This is a genomic window from Enterococcus sp. DIV0724b, assembly GCF_050531475.1.
Classification (GTDB): Bacteria; Bacillota; Bacilli; order Lactobacillales; family Enterococcaceae; genus Enterococcus_L; species Enterococcus_L haemoperoxidus.
Map to the genome: position 1 here is coordinate 2,738,333 of NZ_CP172890.1, position 24,705 is coordinate 2,763,037.

At 36.9% G+C, this 24,705-nt stretch carries 24 protein-coding genes, 1 pseudogene and 1 riboswitch; of the genes and pseudogenes, 8 read left to right on the top strand and 17 right to left on the bottom strand.

The features are described 5' to 3' along the window. Positions 1-27: 27 nt before the first annotated feature. The 3 genes from IGJ02_RS12680 to IGJ02_RS12690 all read right to left on the bottom strand — a co-directional run bounded on the left by IGJ02_RS12680 (position 28) and on the right by IGJ02_RS12690 (position 1,423). Positions 28-369 carry a tail assembly chaperone gene (locus IGJ02_RS12680; RefSeq protein WP_010762817.1) on the bottom strand — a complete coding sequence of 114 codons (342 nt, stop codon included), beginning with the start codon at positions 367-369 and terminating at the stop codon, positions 28-30. Between the two features lie 348 nt (positions 370-717). Next, positions 718-1,227 (bottom strand): phage major tail protein, TP901-1 family, encoded by a 510-nt coding sequence (locus tag IGJ02_RS12685; RefSeq protein WP_010762816.1) that lies wholly within the window; start codon positions 1,225-1,227, stop codon positions 718-720. Between the two features lie 22 nt (positions 1,228-1,249). Beyond that, positions 1,250-1,423, bottom strand: a complete 174-nt coding sequence (locus IGJ02_RS12690; RefSeq protein WP_430602227.1) for a hypothetical protein — start codon at positions 1,421-1,423, stop codon at positions 1,250-1,252. Between the two features lie 244 nt (positions 1,424-1,667). Here IGJ02_RS12690 and IGJ02_RS12695 point away from each other — a divergent pair, with 244 nt between their 5' ends. The 3 genes and pseudogenes from IGJ02_RS12695 to IGJ02_RS12705 all read left to right on the top strand — a co-directional run bounded on the left by IGJ02_RS12695 (position 1,668) and on the right by IGJ02_RS12705 (position 3,454). Further along, complete coding sequence (locus IGJ02_RS12695) at positions 1,668-2,138, top strand: GNAT family N-acetyltransferase (RefSeq protein ID WP_430602228.1); 471 nt, start codon at positions 1,668-1,670, stop codon at positions 2,136-2,138. Positions 2,139-2,150: 12 nt separating this feature from the next. Further along, positions 2,151-2,570 (top strand): annotated as a pseudogene (locus IGJ02_RS12700) (GNAT family N-acetyltransferase). Between the two features lie 131 nt (positions 2,571-2,701). After that, entirely contained in the window at positions 2,702-3,454 is a 753-nt protein-coding gene (locus tag IGJ02_RS12705; protein WP_430604115.1) for a MurR/RpiR family transcriptional regulator, read from the top strand. 25 nt (positions 3,455-3,479) lie between these two features. Here the strand turns inward: IGJ02_RS12705 and IGJ02_RS12710 are convergent, their stop codons facing one another. The 5 genes from IGJ02_RS12710 to IGJ02_RS12730 all read right to left on the bottom strand — a co-directional run bounded on the left by IGJ02_RS12710 (position 3,480) and on the right by IGJ02_RS12730 (position 7,919). Further along, the gene (locus tag IGJ02_RS12710; protein WP_430602229.1) at positions 3,480-4,808 is read right to left on the bottom strand and encodes a 6-phospho-beta-glucosidase; all 1,329 of its coding nucleotides are present in this window, start codon (positions 4,806-4,808) and stop codon (positions 3,480-3,482) included. A gap of 176 nt (positions 4,809-4,984) precedes the next feature. Then, positions 4,985-5,506 carry a GNAT family N-acetyltransferase gene (locus tag IGJ02_RS12715; protein ID WP_010762810.1) on the bottom strand — a complete coding sequence of 174 codons (522 nt, stop codon included), beginning with the start codon at positions 5,504-5,506 and terminating at the stop codon, positions 4,985-4,987. Beyond that, positions 5,503-5,976, bottom strand: coding sequence for a tRNA (adenosine(37)-N6)-threonylcarbamoyltransferase complex ATPase subunit type 1 TsaE (gene tsaE, locus IGJ02_RS12720; protein WP_430602230.1), 474 nt, complete (start codon positions 5,974-5,976; stop codon positions 5,503-5,505). Before tsaE ends, IGJ02_RS12715 begins: the two co-directional genes overlap by 4 nt. Before the next feature lie 125 nt (positions 5,977-6,101). Next, complete coding sequence (gene pta / locus IGJ02_RS12725; RefSeq protein WP_010762808.1) at positions 6,102-7,082, bottom strand: phosphate acetyltransferase; 981 nt, start codon at positions 7,080-7,082, stop codon at positions 6,102-6,104. 153 nt (positions 7,083-7,235) lie between these two features. Next, complete coding sequence (locus IGJ02_RS12730; RefSeq protein ID WP_430602231.1) at positions 7,236-7,919, bottom strand: uracil-DNA glycosylase; 684 nt, start codon at positions 7,917-7,919, stop codon at positions 7,236-7,238. Positions 7,920-8,112: 193 nt separating this feature from the next. On the opposite strand from IGJ02_RS12730, the gene IGJ02_RS12735 reads away from it, so the two are divergent. Continuing rightward, entirely contained in the window at positions 8,113-8,982 is an 870-nt protein-coding gene (locus IGJ02_RS12735) for a Cof-type HAD-IIB family hydrolase (RefSeq protein WP_010762806.1), read from the top strand. Between the two features lie 42 nt (positions 8,983-9,024). Next, positions 9,025-9,540, top strand: a complete 516-nt coding sequence (locus IGJ02_RS12740; RefSeq protein WP_034683006.1) for an LURP-one-related/scramblase family protein — start codon at positions 9,025-9,027, stop codon at positions 9,538-9,540. A gap of 23 nt (positions 9,541-9,563) precedes the next feature. On the opposite strand, the gene IGJ02_RS12745 is transcribed toward IGJ02_RS12740, so the two are convergent. The 3 genes from IGJ02_RS12745 to IGJ02_RS12755 all read right to left on the bottom strand — a co-directional run bounded on the left by IGJ02_RS12745 (position 9,564) and on the right by IGJ02_RS12755 (position 12,891). Continuing rightward, entirely contained in the window at positions 9,564-10,133 is a 570-nt protein-coding gene (locus tag IGJ02_RS12745) for a GNAT family N-acetyltransferase (protein WP_430602232.1), read from the bottom strand. 508 nt (positions 10,134-10,641) lie between these two features. After that, entirely contained in the window at positions 10,642-11,817 is a 1,176-nt protein-coding gene (locus tag IGJ02_RS12750) for a 3D domain-containing protein (protein WP_010762803.1), read from the bottom strand. 228 nt (positions 11,818-12,045) lie between these two features. Continuing rightward, positions 12,046-12,891, bottom strand: coding sequence for a putative ABC transporter permease (locus IGJ02_RS12755; protein WP_430602233.1), 846 nt, complete (start codon positions 12,889-12,891; stop codon positions 12,046-12,048). Positions 12,892-13,141: 250 nt separating this feature from the next. Between IGJ02_RS12755 and IGJ02_RS12760 the strand changes: the two genes are divergently transcribed. Next, on the top strand, positions 13,142-14,866 hold the full coding sequence (locus IGJ02_RS12760) for an ABC transporter ATP-binding protein (protein WP_430602234.1): 1,725 nt from the start codon (positions 13,142-13,144) through the stop codon (positions 14,864-14,866). Further along, positions 14,863-16,626, top strand: coding sequence for an ABC transporter ATP-binding protein (locus IGJ02_RS12765; protein WP_430602235.1), 1,764 nt, complete (start codon positions 14,863-14,865; stop codon positions 16,624-16,626). The genes IGJ02_RS12760 and IGJ02_RS12765 overlap by 4 nt, the downstream gene beginning before the upstream one ends. 61 nt (positions 16,627-16,687) lie before the next feature. Here IGJ02_RS12765 and IGJ02_RS12770 read toward each other — a convergent pair whose 3' ends face one another. Next, positions 16,688-17,224, bottom strand: coding sequence for a folate family ECF transporter S component (locus IGJ02_RS12770; protein ID WP_010762799.1), 537 nt, complete (start codon positions 17,222-17,224; stop codon positions 16,688-16,690). A 176-nt stretch (positions 17,225-17,400) separates the two neighbouring features. After that, a riboswitch (THF riboswitch) is annotated at positions 17,401-17,511 on the bottom strand. Positions 17,512-17,583: 72 nt separating this feature from the next. Next, positions 17,584-18,006 (bottom strand): methylglyoxal synthase, encoded by a 423-nt coding sequence (gene mgsA / locus IGJ02_RS12775; protein WP_010762798.1) that lies wholly within the window; start codon positions 18,004-18,006, stop codon positions 17,584-17,586. 186 nt (positions 18,007-18,192) lie between these two features. Here mgsA and IGJ02_RS12780 point away from each other — a divergent pair, with 186 nt between their 5' ends. Next, positions 18,193-19,302, top strand: a complete 1,110-nt coding sequence (locus IGJ02_RS12780) for an ABC transporter ATP-binding protein (protein ID WP_010762797.1) — start codon at positions 18,193-18,195, stop codon at positions 19,300-19,302. Between the two features lie 48 nt (positions 19,303-19,350). On the opposite strand, the gene IGJ02_RS12785 is transcribed toward IGJ02_RS12780, so the two are convergent. The 4 genes from IGJ02_RS12785 to lpdA form a co-directional block, all read right to left on the bottom strand. Beyond that, complete coding sequence (locus IGJ02_RS12785) at positions 19,351-19,983, bottom strand: hypothetical protein (protein ID WP_430602236.1); 633 nt, start codon at positions 19,981-19,983, stop codon at positions 19,351-19,353. A gap of 301 nt (positions 19,984-20,284) precedes the next feature. Further along, complete coding sequence (locus IGJ02_RS12790; protein WP_430602237.1) at positions 20,285-21,949, bottom strand: formate--tetrahydrofolate ligase; 1,665 nt, start codon at positions 21,947-21,949, stop codon at positions 20,285-20,287. 51 nt (positions 21,950-22,000) lie between these two features. Next, positions 22,001-23,188 carry a M20 metallopeptidase family protein gene (locus IGJ02_RS12795; protein ID WP_430602238.1) on the bottom strand — a complete coding sequence of 396 codons (1,188 nt, stop codon included), beginning with the start codon at positions 23,186-23,188 and terminating at the stop codon, positions 22,001-22,003. 133 nt (positions 23,189-23,321) lie between these two features. Beyond that, the gene (gene lpdA, locus IGJ02_RS12800; protein WP_430602239.1) at positions 23,322-24,704 is read right to left on the bottom strand and encodes a dihydrolipoyl dehydrogenase; all 1,383 of its coding nucleotides are present in this window, start codon (positions 24,702-24,704) and stop codon (positions 23,322-23,324) included. Between the last annotated feature and the right edge of the window lies 1 nt (position 24,705).

Here is a 24,705-nt window from a genome sequence, read left to right on the forward strand (position 1 = left end):
CGTATACTTCATCAAAATCTACGGTGGTTACGCTTGTGCTTCTTCCAACATCTTGCTGGTCATCATCCCGGTATATTCCGACTTTTTTAGCTCATCGATCACTTCTTCAAACAGATTTTTTGTACCATTTTGTTCAACGTAATCTTCTAAAAATTTAACCGTCATCCGAGGTTTCTCTGTCATATTTGCAATCAATAAAACTTCAAAAAGAGTATCTACATCAGATAAAAGCAGATTTGAAACAATTGCTCCTACACCTAATTTCAACTGCATCCCACCACGTTCTACTGAATAACGTTTATTGATTTCTTTTAAAAAACCATAGCCAAATTTACAGCCAAAAACTTTTTCGTCCATTGCTAATTCCATATCTTTTCCTCCTAATTTTAAAAGCAGAACAAATCGGTTAAGCCTGTAGAAAATTAGAAAATTGGCATTGAAACGTTCCTATGTTTCAATGACGATTTATCTATTTTCCTAAGGATTGATTTGTGCAGCTAGATAGTTTTAATTGTTGAACAGGCTCGTTCAGCTCTGACTTAATAATAAGAAAAATTGATTGAGACGCTTTTTATCTCACTCTATTTTTATCTTTTTTCCGAAGAGCTAGCCTGGGAAGCTCAATAAAATTTAAAAACTGCAATAATTGTCTCACTCTATAAAATGTGAAAGAGGCTAGAAATTAACCTCTTTCATAATAGTTATAAAATATTGCGATTATGCTTTCTGTTCCACTTTTACAGTGTCTTTAAACTCATAATCGCCGCCTTCTGATGTATCTAACTCTAATGCTGCAAAGCCATTCTTCCCAGCACCTTCGATTGCCCACTCCAAAGAGTATTCAACTTTATTTTCTGCTGAATCAGTTTCTTCAAATGAAGTAAAATAGCCTTCAAAATATTTTGCTTTAAACTTGCCTTCATCATTGCCAGTACCAATTTCCTTGGTATTAATACGCCAAATCTGAACACGCTTGTTTTCATCCATTGCCGTTTCCAATTTGTCGATTTGAGTTGAACCGATTTTATACAATGTTGTTGCCGTCACTGTTGTTTCAGTCGCTCCTGGTGTGACCACGCTGCCATCTTTCGTAACAGTTGATTCACTTTCTTTTGATTTTGAATAACCATTCTCTGTGCTGTATGCTAAGCCCCACGCACTTTCATTTCCTTCATCTTCGGCTAAACGAAAACGCCACACTACATCTACTCCACTTAATGCTGTCATCTGTTCATTTCCTCCTTGTGTTTTACTGCTGTGTTATTTTTTTTAATTGAGATGCCAATTGATTTTTCCGTCGTTGTTCTGCCTTTACTCTTCGTTGCAGTTTTTCGATAATTTTTAACTGTTGTTTGATTGCCTTATCTTGCTGCTGAAAAGTTACGTACATCTTATTTTGCAAAGCAACATCCTCTACTTTCACTTTGACATCTCCTCTCATTTAAAGTCACGGGCGACTCTGTGAATCAAATATTTACAGCAGTTATTACTTGATGAACCTAGTATACAAAGAAATAGTGAGTTCAAACTCCCAGGAGTCTGTCAAAATTATCCCAAGATACTGTTACATTTCTTTCACTATTTAGAGTTTTAAACCTTCTTTTTTTCTGATAAAAGCTGTTACTATGGTAAAATAATGGAAACGACAAAAAAGGATGTGCTGAATCATGTTCTTACAAAAATATACCAACGATTTCTCAAAGATGATCCAGCAATACCAATTAAATGACGAACAATTGCGCTATACAGGAACGCCAGAAATGCCTATTAAGATTTCTTTGAAAAATCCGTTTATCCATCCGATAATAGGAATCGCGAATGATTGCTTGACGAATTTTTTTGTCTTAGATGAAAAGAAGGATGTTGCCTTATATACAAGCAATGAGCAAGCACTTTTACTTAGAACCTTCTCCACGGATCAAAGATACCAAGGACAAGGCTATGCGAAAAAAACGCTCCAGTTATTACCCGAATTTGTTCATCTACATTTTCCAAATGCGAATGAAATTATTCTTGCAGTAAATAAACAAAATATAGCAGCGCAAAGTCTATATGAAAAAACTGGGTATCAACGGCTAAACAGAATCGTTGATGGAGAATATGGCCCTTTATATATCATGAGTGTAAGATTGGATTAAAGGAGACAAGTGATGCAGAATAGAATAATCGAAAATGACCAACTCTATTTAAGAGAATTCACATCCAAAGATTTTGAGGATCTATGTTTGATTCTCCAAGATGAAGAAACGATGTATGCCTATGAAGCAGCTTTTACAGAAGAAAAAGTAAACAATTGGTTGAGCTGGAATTTGAAAAGCTATCAAGAACACGGATTTGGTCTATGGGCTATCATCGATCAAAAAAGTAAAGACTTTATCGGTCAATGTGGGATTGTCTATTCTGATGTCTAAGATGAATCCCTCTTAGAAATCGGCTATTTAGTGAACAAGCGATACTGGAATCAAGGCTATGCAAGTTCCGCCAGCCAACTATGTATCGCTTATGCCAAAGATGAATTAAAAGCTGAAAAAATCTGTTCAATCATTCGAGAGACGAATCTCTCTTCTTGAAAAGTTGCAGAAAAAAATGGTATGACCATCATCAAACAATTTGATAAAGATTATTCTAGTCTGCCTGTTCGTCATTTTGTTTATAGTATTGATTTAATTAAATAATAGTTAAGAAGAAAGTAGTGGATATCTTGTTATTCTTAGATCACAGTCCAGATTTGAGTCCTATCGACTTAGAAATTTATAAATATATTGCCTCTCATATTGATGAAGTTGTTTATATGCGTATTCGTGAATTAGCGAAAGAAACCCATAGCAGCACCGCCAGTATTTTACGCTTTTGCCGAAAATTTGGTTGCGAAGGGTTCTCTGAATTTAAAATCAAATTGAATTTATATCGAAAATCCTTAGCTGAACCTGTGACAACACATGCTGTGGATGAAACGTCTTTTACTAATTTTATTCAACGTTCTACTGAGTCTTTTTATCAAGAACGCATTCAAGCGGCAGCCAAATTATTGTCTGAAAAGGATTTAGTTTTATTTATAGGAACAGGTTCTTCCAATATTATCGCTGAATATGGTGCATTGTATTTCTCTTCTATCTTCAGTATGGCCTTTCATATTGAAGACCCAATCAATCATCCAGTCAATTTTTTTAATAAAAGTATGGCGAAAAATGTGTGCGTGATTGCTCTTTCTGTCAGTGGGGAAAATGAAGCAATTATCAATTATCTGAATCATTTTATTACAAATGATAGTTCGATCATCTCGATCACGAATAGTGAGAAGTCACCGATTGCAGCCCTTTCAGATGTAAACATTCCATATTACATTTCAACAGAAAGAATTGGCGATAGCGATATCACTTCACAAGTCCCTGCACTTTACACGGTAGAGTATTTGGCAAAAGAAGTCCAGAAACAAAAACAAGACCACTCATAAAAACGAGTGATCTTGTTTTTTTAGTTTACTTACCTTCTTTAAAAAAGGCTGGTAAATATTGCTTGTGCGCTTCCAATAATTCATCCATTACTTCTTTAGCAACATCACCACTTGTAATTAATGGATTCATTGTGAAGGCTTGTAACAAGGTACCGTAATCTCCTGTAACGGCTGCCTCAATCGTTAATTCTTCCATTGATTTCATCACTTGTAGTAAGCCACGTTCTTGTGGTTTGAAGCTGCCAAAGTTATAAGGCACTGGACCTTTACCAGTAATTGTGCACGTTACTTCTACTGCGCTTTCAGCTGGTAAATCTGTGATCGTACCATTGTTTCTAGTGCTGACTGTCATTGTTGTACGTTTGTCATTATGAATGGAGTTGATAATTTCACACGCTGCATCGCTGTAGCGGGCGCCGCCACGTTCTGCTAATTGTTTTGGTTTGTAATCTAAATTAGGATCTTTGTATAGTTCAAATAATTCATGTTCGATTTCTTTGACCTTTTCAGCACGTGTGCCATTGTTTTTGAAGTCTTCTATTTCTTCTGCTAACATTTTATCTGTATAGTAGTAATAATTGTGATATGGACAAGGAACCATGTGTAGATTTTCAACTTGTTCCCAAATCAAGTTATTGTCTTTGATATTCGCTACGATCGATTTTGCATCGTCTTGACCGTACATTACTTTGATCAGCTCGTCTGTACGATCTTTGCCATTTTTATCTGTAATTGTATGCCAGTGTAAATGATTGATCCCAGCAAATTGGAAGAATAAATCACGATTGTCTTCTCCTAACAATGCTGCTTCTTCAAATACTGCATTAACTGGGATGTTACACAATCCAACAACTTTATCCCAATTACCATAACGTAAAACAGCTTCTGTTACCATACCTGCTGGGTTGGTAAAGTTGATCAACCAAGCATTTGGACAGAGTTCTTTCATGTCTTCTACAATATCTAAAATTACGGGAACTGTTCTCAACGCTTTAAAAATACCGCCAGCTCCATTTGTTTCTTGACCAATCAATCCATGGCTCAATGGGATGCGCTCATCTAAAATCCGTGCATCTAAAAGTCCTACACGTAATTGTGTTGTCACAAAATCAGCGTCTTTCAATGCTTCACGACGGTCTAATGTTAAATGAACTTCACAATCCACCCCAGCTGCTTTGACCATCCGTTTAGCCATTGCACCAACGATTTCTAATTTTTCTTTTCCTGCTTCAATATCAACTAGCCATAACTCGCGTACTGGCAATTCATCATATCTCTTAATAAAGCCTTCAACTAATTCTGGTGTATAACTTGATCCTCCACCGATAGTCACGATTTTAATTCCTTTTGACATTTCCTTCAGCTCCTTAAGCGTTTTATCTGACCTAAGTATAGCCTTTTACCAAGTAAGAATATATAGAGAAGAAGAAAGTGGTTACATAGTAAAGGAAGAAGTAACCTGTGACATTTGAGTAACGAGGTGTTACAAAAAAAGGATTGAACAAACTTTCTTGTTCAATCCTTTTTAACTCAATCAATCATCATACTCATTAAATGAACATCTAAAAATTCTCCGTCATCCGTTTTCGCACCTCGAGGCATGATTGCTTCTGTCGTAAAACCAATTTTTTCATAAACATGAACTGCACGTTGATTTCGATGTTGGACAGTTAATTCCAAGCGGCGAATAACTTCACTTTCTTGCGCCCATGAAATTAGTTCTTCCATCATTAAACTCCCTAAACCGAAGCCCCAAAAATCCTTTAAAATGCTGATACCAATCTCTCCAATGTGTTCCATGCGCTTTTTCGCTGATGCTTTGACAGAAGCCGTTCCTATGACTTTCCCGTCTGCTAAAGCAACCATCAACACGTTATTGGGAGATTCATACAAGTTTGCCAAGTTTTCACTCATCTCGTCTGTCGTCATTTCCATGCCTTTTTCATCCATTACAAGATAGGGAGTCTCTTTTCCAACGATTCTTAAGGCTTGTAGAATATCTGCAGCATCATCTGGAATTGCTTCTCGAATTGTAAATTCAACCTCTGTCATGTACGTTCCTCCATTTTTTGCTCAATACGGCTTAAAAACTGTTCTGATTTTTCCCCAAAAGCTTGAATTAGTAGTTTTCTTTTTTCCATGTCTTCTGGATCTTTTTCAATCGTGATATCTAAATAGTCAGCCGGTAAAAATTCTCCTAATAATTTCCCCCATTCAACAACACATAAGCCATCACCTTCAAAATATTCATCTAAACCAAGATCGTCTGCTCCATTTTCAATACGGTAGACGTCCATATGATACAGTGGCAAACGTCCTTGCTGATACTCGCGAATAATAGTATACGTCGGGCTCTTGATCATTTGATCGATCCCTAGACCTAATGCGATTCCTTTTGTCATTGTAGTTTTCCCTGCACCCAAATCGCCAGAAAGAATAATCGTGTCTCCTGCATCAGCGACTGAACCGATGATCTTTGCTATTGCTTCCGTTTCTTTTGGATTATTGATCCTACTATCCATTTTTTCACCTGCCTATTTAAACATTTCGTATTTCTATGTAGTGTAGTATACCGAATTTTTGCAAAAAAAACTAGAGAACTAAGACATAACGCTAAACGTTTTGTTTTAGTTCTCTATAGCTTTTATTAGTTCATTAATGTTTGTGCAGCTGTAATAATAGATAATTTGTAAATATCTTCTTCATTTGCTCCACGAGATAAATCAGAAACTGGTTTGTTCAATCCTTGTAAGATTGGTCCAATTGCTTCAAAGTTACCTAAACGTTGTGCAATCTTGTAGCCAATATTTCCTGATTGTAATTCTGGAAAAACAAAGACCGTTGCTTGTCCAGCTACCGGTGAATTAGGTGCTTTTAATTGAGCAACAGAGGCTACGTATGAAGCATCAAATTGTAATTCTCCATCGATTTCAAGTTCAGGTGCTAAGCTTTTAGCAATTTTAGTTGCTTCAACAACTTTATCAACCTCAGGTGCTTTAGCAGAACCTTTTGTTGAGAAGCTCATCATTGCAACTTTTGGATCGATATCGAATAATTCAGCTGTTTTTGCACTATCAACGGCGATCTCAGCCAATTCTTGCGCTGTTGGATTCACATTGATCGCACAATCTGCAAAGATGTATTTTTCTTGGTCACGGCCACGAACCATGATCATCGCACCACTTGTACGGCTAACACCTGGTTTTGTTTTGATGATTTGTAGGGCTGGACGAACTGTGTCCCCAGTTGAGTGGATTGCACCACTGACCATCCCATCAGCAAGGCCCATGTAAGTTAGCATTGTTCCAAAATAGTTGACATCTTTCAAAATCTTGCGTGCATCTTCTTCAGTGACTTTACCATTACGACGTTCAACAAACGCTGTAACCATTTCTTCCCATCCATCATAATTATCTGGATCGATAATCGTAAAGTTAGATGCCTTGATTCCACGAGCATGTGCTGCTTCCACAATGGCTTCTTGTTTCCCAATCAAGATTGGTTCCATTAACTCTTCTGCTTTCAAACGAGCTGCAGCTCCTAAAATACGAGGATCTGTTGCTTCTGGGAAAACAATTTTGATGTTACGGCGAATGACTTTAAATTTTAAGCTATCGAATAATTCCACGATATACCCTCCAACTGATTATTTATACAATCTAATCATACACCATTCTCCAAGAAAATAACAGTTATTTATAGCTGTATTAGTGTAAAAAATGTTGATTCTGATATTATTTTCACAAACTTACCATACTGCACTATAACAGAGCGTCCTGTTTTATGACACTGTATCAGGCAATTGCCAGTTGATTGGAGTCTCTCCTAATTGTTCTAACGCTTGGTTAGTTTTAGAAAATGGCTTTGATCCAAAAAAACCACGATGAGCAGCTAGCGGACTTGGATGCGGCGATTTGATGATAATATGTTTGTTTGTATCGATCATCTTGATTTTTTCTTGTGCTGGTTTGCCCCATAAGATAAATACGATTGGCTTATCACGCTCATTTAACTTTTTAATAATAGCATCTGTAAGGTTTTCCCAGCCCTGTCCCCGGTGCGAATAGGCTTGGCCATTGCGAACAGTTAAAACAGTGTTTAATAAAAGGACTCCTTGCTTCGCCCAACTTTCTAAAAAACCATGTGAAACAGGCGGATACCCCAAATCTGCTTGAAGTTCTTTATAGATATTCATTAAGGAAGGTGGTGTTTTGACCCCAGGTTGTACAGAAAAGCTTAAGCCATGTGCTTGATTCGGTCCATGATAAGGATCTTGCCCTAATATCACAACTTTTACTTCCTCATATGGCGTTAGTTCTAATGCTGAGTAAATATTATACATATCTGGATAAATCGTTTGAACGCTGTATTCCTGTTTTAAAAATTCTCGTAAGTTTAAATAGTATTCTTTCGTAAATTCTTCTTCTAAAACTTCCTGCCAACTATTATGAATGATTGCTTTCATTAGTTGCCCTCCTTGATTAGATTGATTCCAATATTTAACTCTTAATAAGTAAAGCTTCTATTCTGACAGTTTTCTTTTACACTTTTAGCATATCTGATTTTTTAAGATGTGACAAGAGAATTTTTTCTGCACTGAAATGGAAAAAACATGGTAAACTATAGATAAGTTAAATAAACGAGGGGTAGAAAATTTTATGATTAAATTGATTGCTTCAGATATGGATGGAACACTACTGGATTCAAAAATGGGGATTTCAAAGGACAATGTTTCTGCTATTAGAGAAGCCGAACGTCTAGGGATCGAATTTATGGTTGCCACTGGCCGAGCATACGCGGAGGCTAAACCTGCTTTAGAAGAAGCTGGGATCGAATGCGCGATGATTACTTTAAATGGTGCTAAAGTTTTTGATAAAGCAGGTAACTCACTATTCACTGCTGGAATCGAAAAAAAGACAGCCAATGACATCTTAGATATATTAGATGCCAATGACATTTATTTTGAAGTGTCGACTAATAAAGGGATATACTCTGAACAACAAGAAAAAAGAATTGAAAATTTTGCTTCTCATATCGCCACTACAATGCCACATTTGACCTATAAAGTAGCAATTGCGATGGCTGCAGCTCATTTATCATTGTTGGATATTACTTATATCGAAGATATGCGTACCTTGATTCAACAAAAAGATATCGAAGTTTTAAAAATCATTGGTTTTAGCATGGAAGGACCTAAAGTACTAGCTCCTGCAAGTACTCAAATCAGGGGACTTGCAGACTTAGTTGTTACTTCTTCTGCTCAAAATAATATTGAAGTCAATCATAAAAATGCACAAAAAGGAATTGCAGTGGCTCATGTCGCAAAAGAACGTGGGATTTCCGAAAAAGAAGTCATGACGATCGGTGATAACTTTAATGACGTCAGTATGTTGCAGTGGGCCGACGTTAGTTTCGCAATGGGAAATGCCGAGTTGGAAGTAAAAGATCATGCCAAATATATTACTTCTACCAATTTAGATAATGGTGTAGGTGAAGCGATTTTACGAGCAATCAGGGAAGATTTATAATCGTTCAAGCTGCTTAACAATAACGAAAAGAGGTGAGATATGGTGTCTGAGTTTTTTATTCAAGAACAACAATTGAGTAAGGTCACAAGAACCCTTGTCAAAGACGAAGACGGCAAGTCCATTTTCTTACTTGTTGGCCGCTGGGGAACACGTGGAGACGCACTTTCTTTATACACGATGAGTGGTGAGTTAGTTGCTAGTATCAGGCAGACATCATTTGCCTTTGGTTCACGTTTTGATTTGTATAAAGGATTTGAAAAAGTTGGTGTCCTAAGAAAAATCTTAAATTTAAATGCTGATTTTTATTATATTCAACATATGCATTGGACTGTTTTAGGCGATATTAGGAATCATCGTTATTCCATTTATCAAGTCAATCGCAAAGTGATGGAAATGAGTAAAGCAACTCTTTTTTCTGGTAATTACTTTAGCTTGGAAGTTGCTGATGATGAAGATGCGCCGTTATGTATTTGTGTTGCTGCCGTCTTAGATTATTGGTTGTATAATAAAAAAAAGAATCAGAATCATAAACCAATCATTGGTTGGGGAACTTGTTAATATAAAGTAAAAATCAGCGAGTGTTATTCGCTGATTTTTTTCTGCATATGATCGTACAGATGGCCACTGATCATCATCTCAGCAACATCTTTAAAGCCTTTACGGCTATACAATTTTTTAGCATTAGGATTTCCTTTATCCACACTTAATCCAATAATCTCTTTACCATCTCTTTTAGCCATTTTTGGCAAAGCATCTAGTAATTTAGACCCAATTCCTGTTCCACGATATTTTTCATCGACAGAAATCGAATCTAAATACCATTCATTCGGCAATGTTTCGGGGTCGATAAATATTCTGATTTCTTCATCCAAATTGTATTTACTTAAAACTTTTTTTAGTGGTTCATCAATTATTGGCTCATCTTCATTTGGATAACCAAATGCAATTCCAGCAACCTGTCCATCTTCTTCATACACTAATCCTCGTTTATAGCCATAACGATAGATTGGATCTTCTACTGCTTCAGCCAAGACAGCCAAAAGCGTTTCTTCTGGAATGATTTCCAATAAAGGTAATTCCATATCTTTTAAAATAACTAAAATTAACGGAGCAATAGCCTCTCCGTCTTCTTTTGTTGCAAAACGAATCATTGTTATTCCTCACTTTCTTTATTGAAGTGTAACATTTATTTTTCTTTAATGCATTACATTCACTTTTTTTTTAATTTGTTTTAATAATTAGAATGAAGCGCTTGTGATTCCATTCAGTTCTCTAACAAAAATTGCTTTTCTTACAAAATGAGGTCGAGACGAAAGCGTTTAGATCAGAAAAATAAGAGGGTATTCACGGAAATTGCCAAGTTTCACAGTGAGCTTGTGAACTGATGATAGTTAGTACCTACTTGGTGCTCTTCAAATTTTTGTGAACGAGTAGTATTGCGCAACATCAGTTCATTATATTCACTGTGTTTTACAACAATTTCAGCGTATTTCCGAAGCCTTCAAAACTTAGTGCTTTAGCACTTAGAATTCGATGTGATCGAAGCATAGTAGCTGTTTTTTCCCGCCGTTTATTCGTATCTAGTGCGCGAAATAAAACTGATTTTTAGTTTTGGTTCCACCCACAAAAAAAAGACGCTCAATGAGCGTCTTCATTGTTTTATTGAATTGTGACTTTAACATTATTTCTACGTCCCCATGTTAAACATTGGTCAACTGTAGGGAAATGAACGTCAATGATATTGCCTTTGATTGCGCCGCCAGTATCACCAGCAACTGCAAATCCATAGCCTTCTACTTGAACAAGTGAACCTAGCGGAATCACGCTTGGGTCAACTGCAATCACATTGCTTTGTGAGCGAAGATCGATCCCTGTTGCTGTAATAAAGCCAGAACCTGCTTCTCTCCATGAGTAAGCTGTTGATTGCATGTATAGAACACGACCATTTGCTTCACCATTCCCCGTCTCTCCACCAGTGCTTGGTACTTCTTCTGGTTGAGATGGAGGTGTAACGACTGGTTGTTCTTCACTGCTAGAACTAGAGCTTGAACTGTCGCTTGACTCACTACTTGATGAAGAACTGTTGCTTGAGCTTGACGATGAAACAATATCAGCTTTTCTTTGAGCTTCTTTAGCTGCCTCTTGTTGTTTGCGAGCTTCAGCTGCTTTTTTCTCATCAGTGATTCGTTTTTCTTCAGTCTGTTTTTGGCTGGCAATTTGTTGTAACGCTTCTTGATTATCAGATAATTGCTGTTTTAAGGTTACAACTTGTTCATTCATTGCTGATGCTTCATCCTGTAATTTTGATTCGTTGGTTTGTAATTCTTCTTGTTTATTTTTTACAGTTTCTTGAAGCTCAGATAATTTTTCTTTATCTTCAGATAGACGATCGATTTTTTCTTTTTCTGCATTTTGTAAAATAGTCATCGCATACGCTTTATTAAAGAAATCTGATACACTTTCAGCATCTAATAATACTTGCCATGTACGTTGTTCCCCGCTTAGCTGGACATCTTTCATACGATTTCCAACGACTTCTTTACGGCGTGCAATACTTTGTTCTGTCACTGTGATTTCAGCTTCAGAGTTTTTGATTGTTTCTTCAGCTTTTGAAATATCTAATTTGAGTTTTTCAATTTCAGCGTATTTTTCATTAACATCATTCAAAGCTGTATTGATATCTTCGCTAAGTGATGCTCCCGTTTGTGAAGCTTGCGCCTCTTTATCCTTCAGCTCGTCTAATGACTCTGCTGCGGCTCCAATTGGAAGAGCGACATTTACTAGCATGATAGCAGCTAAAAATGGTATCAATTTTTTTACTTTCACTGAATCCAACACCTTTCCTAACTAAATCCAACTCCACCTATTATACTAATCTATAGGGCTTATTTTATTTCAATACTGTTACAATTTGTTACGTTTTAGCGAAAACAGCCCTTTTCCTGTAACATTGTTCGTTTTAATTCGCCTCATTTTATTTCTGATAGTCTCATAAATACCCATATAAATCAAGGTTTCTATCAATTATGGAACACTAAAACAGACTGTTATACTCAATACATATTACTTACTATTTTTTTTGTTTTTATTGATGATTTGTTGAACTTCAGAAGGATTTTTCACATTTTTCAACTTTAAATTGGGATAATTTCGTACCCACCGTTTTTGATTGAAGCTCATATGTGTTAATAATTTTTTGATTGTTGGTGTTTCTTTAAACTCTTCCAACCAAGAAGTTCGTTCAGCTGCTTTTAGCTGCTTGCGCTCATTGAGTTCTTCTGACACAGATTGTTTTAGTTCGGTTAGATTAGCAGACAGTTCATCCCGTTTTTCAGTCAACACAGCAGATAGTTCTTGTTTGCGATCTTCTACCGCTGTACTGATTTGTGCCGTGACTTTTTTGAAAGACTGCATGTTTACTAAAGTATAAAACAAATCACTCACGATCAGGAGCAATAAAATAATTGGTAGCAGAATACCAAATTTTTCAGATAAAAATCGTTCGAATAACATCACTTTGGGATGGATGACACGTACGATCAGTACACAACCGATTCCCCAAAATAACGAAACAGGCAAAGCGACGCGCCCATTAATATTCAGTGGTACATCTTTATAATCCCACCAAGAAGCATGAAATAACTTTTCTAACCCGTAACTCGTGATATACTCCAAAATAGTAACTAAAATCGTTGATAATAAATATAAAATGACAATATTTTGTTTTAGTGGCTCTAAAAAATAGAGAACGCCTAAAATACCAAAACCGTAGATTGGACAATAGGGTCCTAATAAAAAGCCTCGATACACAAACTTACCAGCTTTTAATGAGCAATAAACGGTCTCCCACAACCAACCGATAAACGAGTAGATAAAAAATAATAAAACGATTTTAATAAATTCATTCATATATTTTCTCCTTTAAATAAGCATTTGCTATTTATTGTATCAAAGAACTATAGGTTTGTGCGAGCAACTTTATTATCAAGAAAAATTGATATACAATAGAAGAGAAATCTTTTTATAAGAATAATCCGCTCATTATCCGTTTATTTTCAGCTAAAACAAAAAGATGTTAGCATGTAGTCTTTCGTTTTGCAGACTAACTTCTCGGAAAAGATAATTGAGCCGACACACTTTTAAACTTAGGAGGAATCCCATGTTCAGTCTACTTACTTATGCAAAGAAATACCGCAAGCAAATTATTCTTGGACCTTTTTTCAAGTTTTTAGAAGCTTGTTTTGAATTAGTTTTGCCCTTATTTATGGCTCGTTTAGTGGATCAAGGGATCAGAAATAATGACCGATCTTATGTGCTACAAATGGCTGGATGGATGTTTTTGATGTCTGTGATTGGATTAATCTGTGTCATGATCTGTCAATATTATTCCTCAGTTGCATCTCAAGGTTTTGGAACAGAGTTGAGAAATCAGTTAATGAAAAAAATCAACCAGCTTTCCCATGCTGAATTAAATAGTTTTGGAACTGACACTTTGATTACGCGTATGACCAATGACATCAATCAGTTACAATTGGCTTTAGCCATGTTGATTCGCCTTGTGATTCGTGCACCTTTTTTAAGTATTGGTTCTGTCATAATGGCTTTTTATATCAATGTGCAAATGGGATTGATTTTTCTACTTATGCTGCCAATCTTTTGCCTTATTCTTTATTTCATTATAAAAACGACAGTGCCCTTATATAAAAAAGTACAAGAAAAGTTGGATTTGTTAAACAGACAAATCAGTCAAAATTTAAGTGGTGTTCGTGTCATTCGGGCTTTTGCTAGAAAAAAAACCGAAGAAAAGCATGTAAATGAAGTAACGGATGATCTTTCTTCTATTTATATTCGTGTTTCTAACATTTCAGCCTTATTAACTCCTGCTACTACCCTAGTAATGAATCTTGGTATTTTAGCTTTGCTATATCTCGGCGGCATCAAAGTCGAAATTGGTGGATTACAACAAGGTGAGGTATTGGCTTTGATCAACTATATGAATCAAATGTTGCTTGCTTTGATTGTTGTGTCAAATTTGGTTATCATTTTTACTCGTGCTTCTGCCTCTGCGTCAAGAGTTAGTGAAGTATTATCTGTAGAGCCAAGTATTCAATCAGATAATGAGGATATTTCTATAAAAGGACAAACAGCAGGAATTGTATTCGATCATGTCTCATTTCGCTATCAACCATCTGCAGGATTAGCACTGACTGATATTTCTTTGAAGATTCCAGCAAATTCTGTGTTAGGTATCACTGGACCCACAGGCGGTGGTAAAAGCACCTTAACACAATTAATTCCTCGTTTTTATGATACGAGCGAAGGAAATCTATTTGTCGATGGTCTCAATGTCCGTGACTGGCCTCTAGATAAACTACGCAAAAAAATCGCAATTACACCTCAAACCGCTGTTTTATTTACGGGAACGATTCGAGAAAATCTTCAATGGGGCAAAGAAAACGCGACGGATGAAGAATGCTGGCAAGCATTAGAAACTGCTCAGTGCAAAGATTTCGTTGAAAACCTAAGTGACGGTCTAGATACAATCGTATACGAAGGCGGAAAAAATTTTTCTGGTGGTCAAAAACAGCGTTTAACGATTGCCCGTGCCTTGATTCATAAACCAGACGTTTTAATTTTAGATGACTCTTTAAGTGCTCTAGATTATCAAACAGATCTAAACTTGCGAACAGCTTTACGTCAAGATTTAAAAGAAACGACCCTGATTTTAATTTCACAACGAATCAGTTCGATTCAACAAGCGGATCAAATTCTAGTTTTGGCTAGTGGAAAACAAGTTGGTCTAGGAACTCACGAAGAATTATTACACTATTCAGAAGCCTACCAAGAAATTGTTGCTTCACAAGAGGAGGAAACTATATCATGACAACGAAAAAAACAACAATTAGTTCATTTAATCGTTTCATGCCCTATTTGCTCCGATATCCTAAGGAAATGATTGCTGCCGTTATTCTGGGTATTCTTAGTGGATTAACAACTGTTTTGATGACTTACTATATGGGAAAATCAGTTGATACAATGATTGCAAAAGGTAATGTTGATTTCTCGATTCTCTTGAGATTTCTGAGCACTTTAGCTGGTATTTTAGTGATTACAGTGATCAGCCAATGGTTGATTCAGCGTTTAGGTAACCGTGTTTCTTATCTTTCAGTTGCAGAACTGAGAAAAGATGCCTTCGCTCATTTAAATCGTCTGCCTTTAAATTATTATGACCAAACTTCTCATGGCAATATTGTCAGCCGTTTTACAAATGATATGGATAATATTTCTGTGGCTAGCTCTGCTGTTTTTAACCAATTATTCTCAGGATTATCTGTGGTGATCATTGCATTTTTCTTTATGCTTAAATTAAGCCCAATCCTTACTGCAGTTGTGTTGATTGCGACACCAATTATTTTTCTAGTTAATTGGGTCGTTGCAAAATCATCACAGAAAAATTTTTCCGCTCAGCAAAAAATCGTAGGTGAAATTTCTGGATATGTGTCTGAAATGGTTGGTAATCAAAAAATCGTCAAAGCCTTTCAGCAAGAAAATGTTTCTCAGCAACGCTTTGAAGCTTTGAATCAAACGTTATATGTACGTGGTCAAAAAGCACAGTTTTCATCTTCACTAACAAACCCACTGTCACGTTTTATCGATCATTTAGCTTACTTATCTATTGGTCTTGTTGGAGGTTTGTTATTGTTAAGTGGTCATCAAGCTATCACGATCGGTGTTATTTCTAGTTTTACGATTTATTCTAGCCAATTCTCTAAACCTTTTATCGAATTATCTGGAATCACAACCCAAATTCAAACTGCTTTAGCAGGACTTGATCGGACCTTTGAAATTATCAGTCAACCTGAAGAAAAACCAGATGGTGAACATGCATTTGCGTTAACTGAGGTTACTGGTAAAGTGGTGTTCGATCATGTAGATTTCGCTTATACACCATCAAATCCATTGATTCAAGATTTTAACTTAACGGCCCTTCCAGGAGAAACTATTGCTATCGTCGGAAAAACAGGTGCTGGTAAATCAACACTAGTTAATTTATTAATGCGTTTTTATGAAGTAGACAACGGGCAAATTTCGATCGATGATCACAAAATCACCCAAGTCACAAGGGATAGCTTGCGGAAAAGTTTTGGAATGGTTCTACAAGACACTTGGTTATTTGATAGTACGATCCGGGATAATCTGACTTATGGAAAACCTGATGCAACCGATGCGCAAATTGAAGCAGCTATGAAGAAAGCCTATATTTTTGATTTTGTCACCCGTCTACCTGAAGGTTTAGATACGTTGATTGGTGCTAGCGGAATCAAAATTTCCGAAGGCCAAAGACAACTGATGACAATTGCTCGAACAATGATCAGTGACCCACCCATGTTGATTTTAGACGAAGCGACTAGTTCTGTTGATACGTTGACGGAAAAAAACATTCAAGATGCGTTCTTACAGATGATGGATGGCCGTACAAGCTTCGTAATCGCTCACCGTCTTTCCACGATTAAAAACGCAGATAAAATTTTAGTCATGGATCAAGGTTCTGTAGTTGAAATCGGTAGTCATGATGAATTGATCCATAAAGAAGATGGTTATTATCATGCGTTATATGACGCTCAGTTTAAAAATCAATTATAAGTAGAATAGGTATTAAAAAACCTCAAACTTCCTTGGGATGTAGGATAGTTTGAGGTTCTTTTTATTTAAAATTTGTTAAGGATTTACTCAAAAATTGCTTATAAGGAACTTTATTCCCTAAATAGTAAGTAGCAACTACTTGTATCGGGAAAAAGATGATATTCTTCACGATTCTAGGTGCCCACCAAGCAAGATTGGAAATATTCACACCGTACATCAGTCCAAGCCACAATGGGGTCAAAAACATGTGAATAATCAAAGTGACTGATAACGTCGCCATGATTACTCGTTTCCAAGTTAATTCCTTCTTGTAATAAAAGAACCCATAAATTGCACCAGAAATAAATGCATTCAATGTGAACCCAGGAAAATAGGGTCCTTTGGGAAATAACAACATACCGACTGTATCCGCTACGGCACTGCCTATCCCAGTCCAGAATGGCCCAAAAAGAATGCCCATCAATGACTCTGGAATAAAGGTCAAACTAACTCGTAAAAATTGGGTTTCAAACGAAATAAATCGTGTGAAAACTACCATTAACGCAATCAATAAACTCATCAGCGTAATGGTTCGTGTATCAATTTTTCTTTTCTTCATTTCTAGCATCTCCTCTAAGAGCTGCTACACAAAATATGCAGCGAATGCGAAAACAAAACCGCGAATACAGAAAAGCGGAACGAACTCGTTCAGCTCTGACAGAAAAATAGGGAATACTGATTGTGGCGCTTTTTGCCACTAGCATTATTCATCTTTTTTTCCGAAGAGCTAGTTCGTGCAGCTAGATTATAAAACTGGTCTAGCTATTTCACTATTCTCATGTATTCTTCGTCCGAAAGGCAACATCCCATCCTTTCAGCACTTAACGCTTTATTTCCTACTCTGATTTATTTAGGCCTAAGCCTAAGTGAAATATAGCATATTCCCTACATTGCTGCAACAAACTTTGACTAAAATAGTTAAAACGATAATGGTCTATTATCTGTTTCGTGAACCACATTTCTAAAGTCGACAAACCCCGCTTGCAATCCTCTTAATAAAATTTCAGCCGTTCCGATATTGGTTGCCAAAGGAATCTCATACACATCGCTCAAACGAATCAGCGCTGTAACATCAGGTTCATGAGGTTGTGCTGCTAATGGATCTCGTAAAAAAATCAGCATATCTAATTTATCTTCTGAAATAATTGCCCCGATTTGCTGATCTCCACCTAATGGTCCAGACTTAAACCGATGAACAGGGAGTCCAGTAGCTTCTGAAATTTTCAAACCAGTCGTTCCCGTAGCAAAAAGTTCGTGTTCTTTTAATATCGGTTGATACGCTAAGGTCAGCTTGACCATCAATTCTTTTTTACGATCGTGTGCTATCAATGCAATTTTCATCCGTGATCCCTCAATTCATTTCTTTTTCTTATTATAACAAACTCTTCCATTATAGAGTTAAAGGAATGTTTGCTTCTTTGTCACTTTGACGAAAAATTGCATTCTTTCTTGTGCAACCTTCCGTTGAGAATGTACAGCGCTTTCATTTATACTAAGGATACAATAAAAAAGAAAAGAGTGACGACGATGGTAGAAATGGCGTTAAAACATGTCTATAAAAAATATGATAATGCAGAAAATTATTCTGTAACTGATTTTAACTTAGAAATTGCTGACCGTGAATTTATCGTTTTTGTAGGTCCTTCTGGTTGTGGTAAATCAACTACACTAAGAATGATCGCAGGACTAGAAGATATCACAGAAGGTGAACTTTCAATTGGGGATAAAGTAATGAACGACGTTGCACCAAAAGATCGGGATATCGCAATGGTTTTCCAAAACTATGCGCTATATCCTCATATGACTGTTTTTGACAATATGGCTTTTGGTTTAAAACTACGTAAATATGACAAAGCTGAAATCAAAAAACGTGTAGAAAATGCGGGAGAAATTTTAGGGCTGACTGAATATTTACACCGTAAACCGGCTGCTTTATCTGGTGGGCAACGTCAACGTGTCGCCTTAGGTCGAGCAATCGTGCGTGACGCGAAAGTGTTCTTGATGGATGAGCCTTTATCCAACTTAGATGCAAAATTACGTGTCGCAATGCGCGCTGAAATCGCAAAATTACATCGTCGTCTAGAAACAACGACCGTCTATGTTACCCATGACCAAACAGAAGCTATGACTATGGCTGATCGGATCGTTATCATGAAAGACGGCTTTATCCAACAAATCGGATCACCAAAAGAAGTCTACAATACACCGAATAACATCTTTGTCGCAGGCTTTATCGGATCACCTGCTATGAACTTCTTTAACGTTACATTAAACAACGGAGTCATTCGTGATGGACATGGATTGGAACTTATCATTCCAGAAGGGAAAAATAAATTATTAGTTGAAAAAGGTTATGAAGGAAAATCAGTTATTTTTGGCATCAGACCAGAAGATATTCACAGCGAGCAAGTTGCCTTAGACACAATGAACGATGCGGTGGTTCGCTCTGAAGTTGTGGTATCTGAACTATTAGGTGCTGAAACAATGCTTTATACAAAATTAGGCGATACAGAATTCATCTCAAAAGTAGATGCTCGTGATTTCCATAAACCTGAAGAGATGGTCGATTTAGCATTCAATATCAATAAAGCGCACTTCTTCGATCCAGAAACGGAACAAGTGATTAAATTGCCTTAATTGCTATATAAAAAAAATGAGTAGCGTATAAATCCGCTACTCATTTTTTTATACCATTGTTTCTGTCTCTTGGGGAAGGATGTTTGCTTTTGCTTGTTCCAATTTTTTAGCCTGACTAAATATTGGAATATCAAATTGTTTACTTAATGCATTAGCTACAAAATAAGCAATGTTGTAATCGATCAAACTATGGATCAATCCGCCAACCCCCATCAACAAAAAGATCGAGTACATGTACCCTTGTGAATAATAAGTTTCCGGCATATTTCCCATTGTATAAAAAACACTTACTACAGCTAATTCAGCAGCAGAATGTATTAAGCCAATTGCAAAATTAAATAATTGAAAACGACCATTGAATATAACAAATTTATTTTTAGTCAAAACGATCGTCGGATGTTTTTCCAAATAAAACGCCCCTATGAGTGCAAAAAGTAAATGAGAAAATGCTCTTAAAGCTATGATCGGTGTTGCAGACAGAAAAAAACCAAAGCCTGTACCTAAACTAACCGCAATTGCAACTCCGGGTGAAAAAAACATCGCTAAAAATACTGGTACATGACTAGCTAATGTAAAAGAAGCTGGTCCTATCGTGATTCGCGGCATAACCATTGGAATGATGATCCCCATTGCAACAAGTAAAGCTGAAATCGTTAAATGTCTGACTGAATTCTTTTTCATGCTCTCCTCCGATGTGTCTTGACATGTATGATACTATTTATTTTAAGGGAGAAACATTTATGTGTCAAGACACATATCCATTTATTTAATTAGAGGAGGCCGAGACAAAAGCTTATTTCCGAAGGATCTGCTTTTTTCTCGCCGTTTATTCGGATTTAGAGCGCGAAACAAAACTGTTTTTTAGTTTTGTCCCACGCTAAATTCGGTTTTTGAACCACTATCATTAAAAACCTCAATCATTCGATCTGTACTTGATCAAATGATTGAGGTTTTCGTTTATCACTTAATTGTTGGTTTCATTCTAGAAAAGACCCACAATTTTCCCATCAGAATCAACGTCAATTTTTTCATAAGCTGCTTTTTTAGGTAATCCAGGCATCGTCATCACTGTTCCTGTATACGCAACGATAAATCCTGCTCCAGCCGAAATCTTGATGTTACTGATCGTAATCGTAAAGTCAGTTGGTCTTCCCAATTTAGTTTGATCGTCTGACAATGAATATTGTGTTTTAGCCATACAAATTGGCAAATGACCAAAACCAAGTTTTTCCAGTTTAGTGATTTCTCTTTCAGCAATCGGTTCATACCTTACAGCGCTTCCACCGTACACTTTTTCCACAATTGCACTAATTTTTTCTTTGATTGACAGTTCATCTGGATAAGCAAAAGAGAAATGATTTTCTTGCTCTGACAAACGAACAACCTCTTTTGCTAGTTCTTCTCCACCAGCTCCGCCATTTGCCCAGACATCTGAAAGAACCACATTCACATTGCGTTTTTGACATTCTTTCTTCACAAGATCAAGCTCTGCATCTGTATCTGTAGGAAATTTATTGATTGCCACAACCGTTGGTAAACCAAACACAGTCGTTGTATTTTCAATATGTTTTAAAAGATTTGGCAATCCAGCTGTTAATGCCGCAATATTTTCGTCGCCAAGTTGATTTTTGGGCACGCCACCATGCATTTTAAGCGCACGGACAGTTGCTACTACAACGACAGCTGAAGGACGAATACCCGATTTTCGGCATTTGATATCGATAAATTTTTCTGCACCTAAATCTGCACCAAAACCACCTTCCGTCACAACATAATCAGCTAATTTTCTAGCAGCATTGGTTGCGATCACACTGTTACAACCGTGAGCAATATTTGCAAAGGGTCCGCCATGAATCAAGGCAGGATTATTTTCCAATGTTTGAACTAAATTAGGTTTGATTGCCTCTTTCAATAAAGCCGTCATTGCACCTTGGGCATTTAATTCTCTCGCTGTAACTGGCTGATTGTCGTACGTATACCCAATAATAATATTACCTAAGTTTGTTTTTAAATCTTCGATATCATTAGATAAACATAAAATGGCCATAATTTCTGATGCCACAGTGATTTCAAACCCATCTTCTCTAGGAACACCATTGACCCTAGCACCTAGACCATCAACCACATGTCTTAATTGACGATCGTTCATATCGACTACTCTTTTCCATGTAATTCGGCGATTATCAATTCCTAATTCATTTCCTTGGAAAATATGATTATCAATAATAGCTGCTAGCAAGTTGTTCGCTGCACCGATTGCATGAAAATCACCGGTAAAATGAAGATTGATATCTTCCATCGGTACAACTTGAGCGTAGCCACCGCCAGCGGCTCCTCCTTTGATCCCAAAAACAGGTCCTAAAGAAGGCTCTCTCAATGCAATAATTGCATCTTTGCCAATTCGATTTAACGCGTCCCCTAAGCCAACAACCGTTGTTGTTTTTCCTTCACCAGCTGGTGTTGGTGTGATGGCGGTAACTAGAATAACTTTCCCTTTTTTGTCGGCTGTTATTTTTTCAACTTCGATTTTTGCTTTATATTTTCCATATAATTCAAACTGGTCTGCATTCAACCCAATTTTTTCTGCTACTTTGGTGACAGGTAACATAGTTGCTTCTTGTGCAATTTCAATATCTGTTTTGACCACTTTTTCTCCTCCGCTTCATTACCCGTTTTTTATTAAAAAGTATCACGAATTTTAGTCTTTTTTCAACCAGGACATTGCTGTATCTGCGTAAACTTTCGTTCCCTCGACTAAGACTGATTCATCAAAAATAATCGCTGGATTGTGAAGATTGATATTTTCTTCTGATGCCACCAACAGAACGGTCGTTGTTGGAATCAATTGACTTATCTCACCAAAATCTTCACTTCCCATAAGAGGAGTTGATGTTGGAATAGCAACAATTCGTTCAGCTCCGAAGGTTTCTGTTAATGATTCTTTCGTAAAAGCCGTCAACTGTGGATCATTCACATTCGTTGTACAACCATTGGTGAAGATCACTTCCGCTTCGGCACGAAACGCTTTCGCAATATTTTCTGCCATGACTGTCATTCGTTCTTTGACTTGTGTACGAACATCTTCTTTTAAGGTACGTAGTGTCCCTTTCATCACGGTTGTTTCTGGAATAATATTCGAAGCACCTGGGGTACCTCCAGTAAACTCACCGATCGTTAGTACAAAACGTTCTTCTGAACCAATTTCTCTCGCTGAAAGTTCTTGTAAGGCTGTATAAATATGAACGGCTACGTTGATTGGATCGATCGATGTCTCTGGTTGAGAGCCGTGCCCACCTCGTCCTTTGATATTGATTTCAAACCAGTCAGCACTGGCCATAAAAGTTCCAACTGGTGTCGGCATGATTTGTCCGGCTTTATATCCTTTAAAAGGAAAAACGTGGATCATCATCCCTGCATCTACCTTAGGATTTTCCAATACATGATTATCGATACAGTCTTTTGAGCCAGAAAGAATTTCTTCACCTGGTTGAAATAGTAATTTTACTTGACCCTCAAGTTCATCTTCGAAATTTTTTAAAAGTTTAGCGGCTCCAAGTAACATCGTTGTATGCATATCATGACCACATGCATGCATATAGCCATTTTCAGATTTAAACGGAAGATCAGTTAATTCACGAATCGGTAGTGCATCCATATCCCCTCGCAGTAAAAATGTTTTCCCAGTCTTTTTACCAGCGATAACTGTGATACCTGATTCTCCACAAGGATGTGGCTCATAACCATACTCTGTGAGCTTCTCTTTTACAAAAGCAACCGTATTTGGCAACTCCATACCGATTTCTGGATTTTGATGAAGATGTCTTCTAATTTGGATCAGTTCGTCTTCTAAGCTATCGGCAAATCTCTTTTGATTTTCTGTCAGCATTATTTTTCTCCTTTTCATTTAAAGCTAGTAGCTTCTGATGCCATTGTAAAAACCAATAATACAAACAAAACTAACGGATAAGAAGCTTCTCTTATTATAGTACCAAAGATTTCAGATTATTGGTCCTATTTTTTTATTTTTTAGGAATTGTGTGGATTCCAAGACCTTGAAGATTCTCATACGCTTCTCCTATACCTTCATTATAAGTTGGATGCGGATGAATGATGGCAGTCACTTCATTAATCGTTAATCCATTAACAATTGCAGTTGTAAACTCACTGATCATGTCCGTTGCTCGATCACACATCAACTGTGCGCCAATAATTTTTTTGCTCTGTGCATCTGCAATGACTTTGATAAAGCCTAAAGAAGCCCCTGCAATCATCGTCTTCCCATTGCCTGCCATATTGTATTTGCCGACTATTACTGAACTGTTTTGATCTTTTGCCCTAGTTTCTGTGATACCAACAGACGCGATTTCCGGTGTTGTATAGACACAAGAAGGAACAACATTTAAGTCATACTCAACAGGAAGTTGATTCATTGCTAAAACAGCATTCACACCTTGAGCAGAAGCCAAATGTGCGAGTTGTATGCCACGACTCGCTACATCTCCAATCGCATAAATACCTTTGATGGATGTTTCAAAATAATCATCAACCCAAATGCTTTGATTTTCAATTTTCACATTCAACTCTGGTGCAAAAACCCCTTCAAAATTTGATTTTCGACCTGTAGCAATCAAAATTGCATCAGCTTCTACAGTGTTTTCTTTCCCTTTGATAGTGTAAGTACATGTCAAATACTGATCTCTAAAAATAGTTGTAACAACGGCCTTTGTAACCACTTTGATGCCTTGTTTCTTCAAAACCAACGCTAATTTCTTTGAAATCTCATTATCAAAATTCGGTAATAATGTAGCCGCCGTTTCAATAATCGTTACTTCACAGCCCAACTCATTAAAAATCATAGCAAACTCTACACCGATCACGCCACCGCCGATAATAGTCATTTTTTTATAATCATTTGGTTCTGTTAAAAGTTCATTGCTCGTTAATACGCCTGGTAGATCAATTCCTGGGATCGGTGGAATAGTTGGGGTGGAACCTGTCGCAATCATGATTTTTTTGGTCTCGTAAGTAGTTTCATCTATTTTGATTACACCTGCTTTGATAACTTGAGCTTTCCCAAAAATCAATTCGATTTTATTTGCTTTGACTAAGCCTTCAATTCCGTGAACTAGATTATCGACGACTTTATTTTTCTTCGCATAGAGTTCTTCCATATTGATTTGAAGATTACTGACCTTGATACCATTTTCGCTAGCGTTTTTGATTTCACGGACTGTTTCAGCCGAATGTAATAATGTTTTAGTTGGAATACACCCTTTATTTAAACAAGTACCACCAACACGATCATTTTCAACAAGCGCTACTTTCATGCCCAACTGAGCTGCTTTGATTGCCGCAACATAACCACCTGGACCCGCACCGACCACAATCAAATCATACTTCACC

Coding starts and splice junctions, on each gene's coding strand:
- IGJ02_RS12680 (WP_010762817.1), bottom strand. CDS start 369: ATGGAATTAGCAATGGACGAAAAAGTTTTTGGCTGTAAATTTGGCTAT.
- IGJ02_RS12685 (WP_010762816.1), bottom strand. CDS start 1,227: ATGACAGCATTAAGTGGAGTAGATGTAGTGTGGCGTTTTCGTTTAGCC.
- IGJ02_RS12695 (WP_430602228.1), top strand. CDS start 1,668: ATGTTCTTACAAAAATATACCAACGATTTCTCAAAGATGATCCAGCAA.
- IGJ02_RS12710 (WP_430602229.1), bottom strand. CDS start 4,808: ATGTCAAAAGGAATTAAAATCGTGACTATCGGTGGAGGATCAAGTTAT.
- IGJ02_RS12715 (WP_010762810.1), bottom strand. CDS start 5,506: ATGACAGAGGTTGAATTTACAATTCGAGAAGCAATTCCAGATGATGCT.
- tsaE (WP_430602230.1), bottom strand. CDS start 5,976: ATGGATAGTAGGATCAATAATCCAAAAGAAACGGAAGCAATAGCAAAG.
- IGJ02_RS12730 (WP_430602231.1), bottom strand. CDS start 7,919: ATGAAAGCAATCATTCATAATAGTTGGCAGGAAGTTTTAGAAGAAGAA.
- IGJ02_RS12735 (WP_010762806.1), top strand. CDS start 8,113: ATGATTAAATTGATTGCTTCAGATATGGATGGAACACTACTGGATTCA.
- IGJ02_RS12745 (WP_430602232.1), bottom strand. CDS start 10,133: ATGATTCGTTTTGCAACAAAAGAAGACGGAGAGGCTATTGCTCCGTTA.
- IGJ02_RS12755 (WP_430602233.1), bottom strand. CDS start 12,891: ATGAATGAATTTATTAAAATCGTTTTATTATTTTTTATCTACTCGTTT.
- IGJ02_RS12760 (WP_430602234.1), top strand. CDS start 13,142: ATGTTCAGTCTACTTACTTATGCAAAGAAATACCGCAAGCAAATTATT.
- IGJ02_RS12765 (WP_430602235.1), top strand. CDS start 14,863: ATGACAACGAAAAAAACAACAATTAGTTCATTTAATCGTTTCATGCCC.
- IGJ02_RS12770 (WP_010762799.1), bottom strand. CDS start 17,224: ATGAAGAAAAGAAAAATTGATACACGAACCATTACGCTGATGAGTTTA.
- mgsA (WP_010762798.1), bottom strand. CDS start 18,006: ATGAAAATTGCATTGATAGCACACGATCGTAAAAAAGAATTGATGGTC.
- IGJ02_RS12780 (WP_010762797.1), top strand. CDS start 18,193: ATGGTAGAAATGGCGTTAAAACATGTCTATAAAAAATATGATAATGCA.
- IGJ02_RS12785 (WP_430602236.1), bottom strand. CDS start 19,983: ATGAAAAAGAATTCAGTCAGACATTTAACGATTTCAGCTTTACTTGTT.
- IGJ02_RS12795 (WP_430602238.1), bottom strand. CDS start 23,188: ATGCTGACAGAAAATCAAAAGAGATTTGCCGATAGCTTAGAAGACGAA.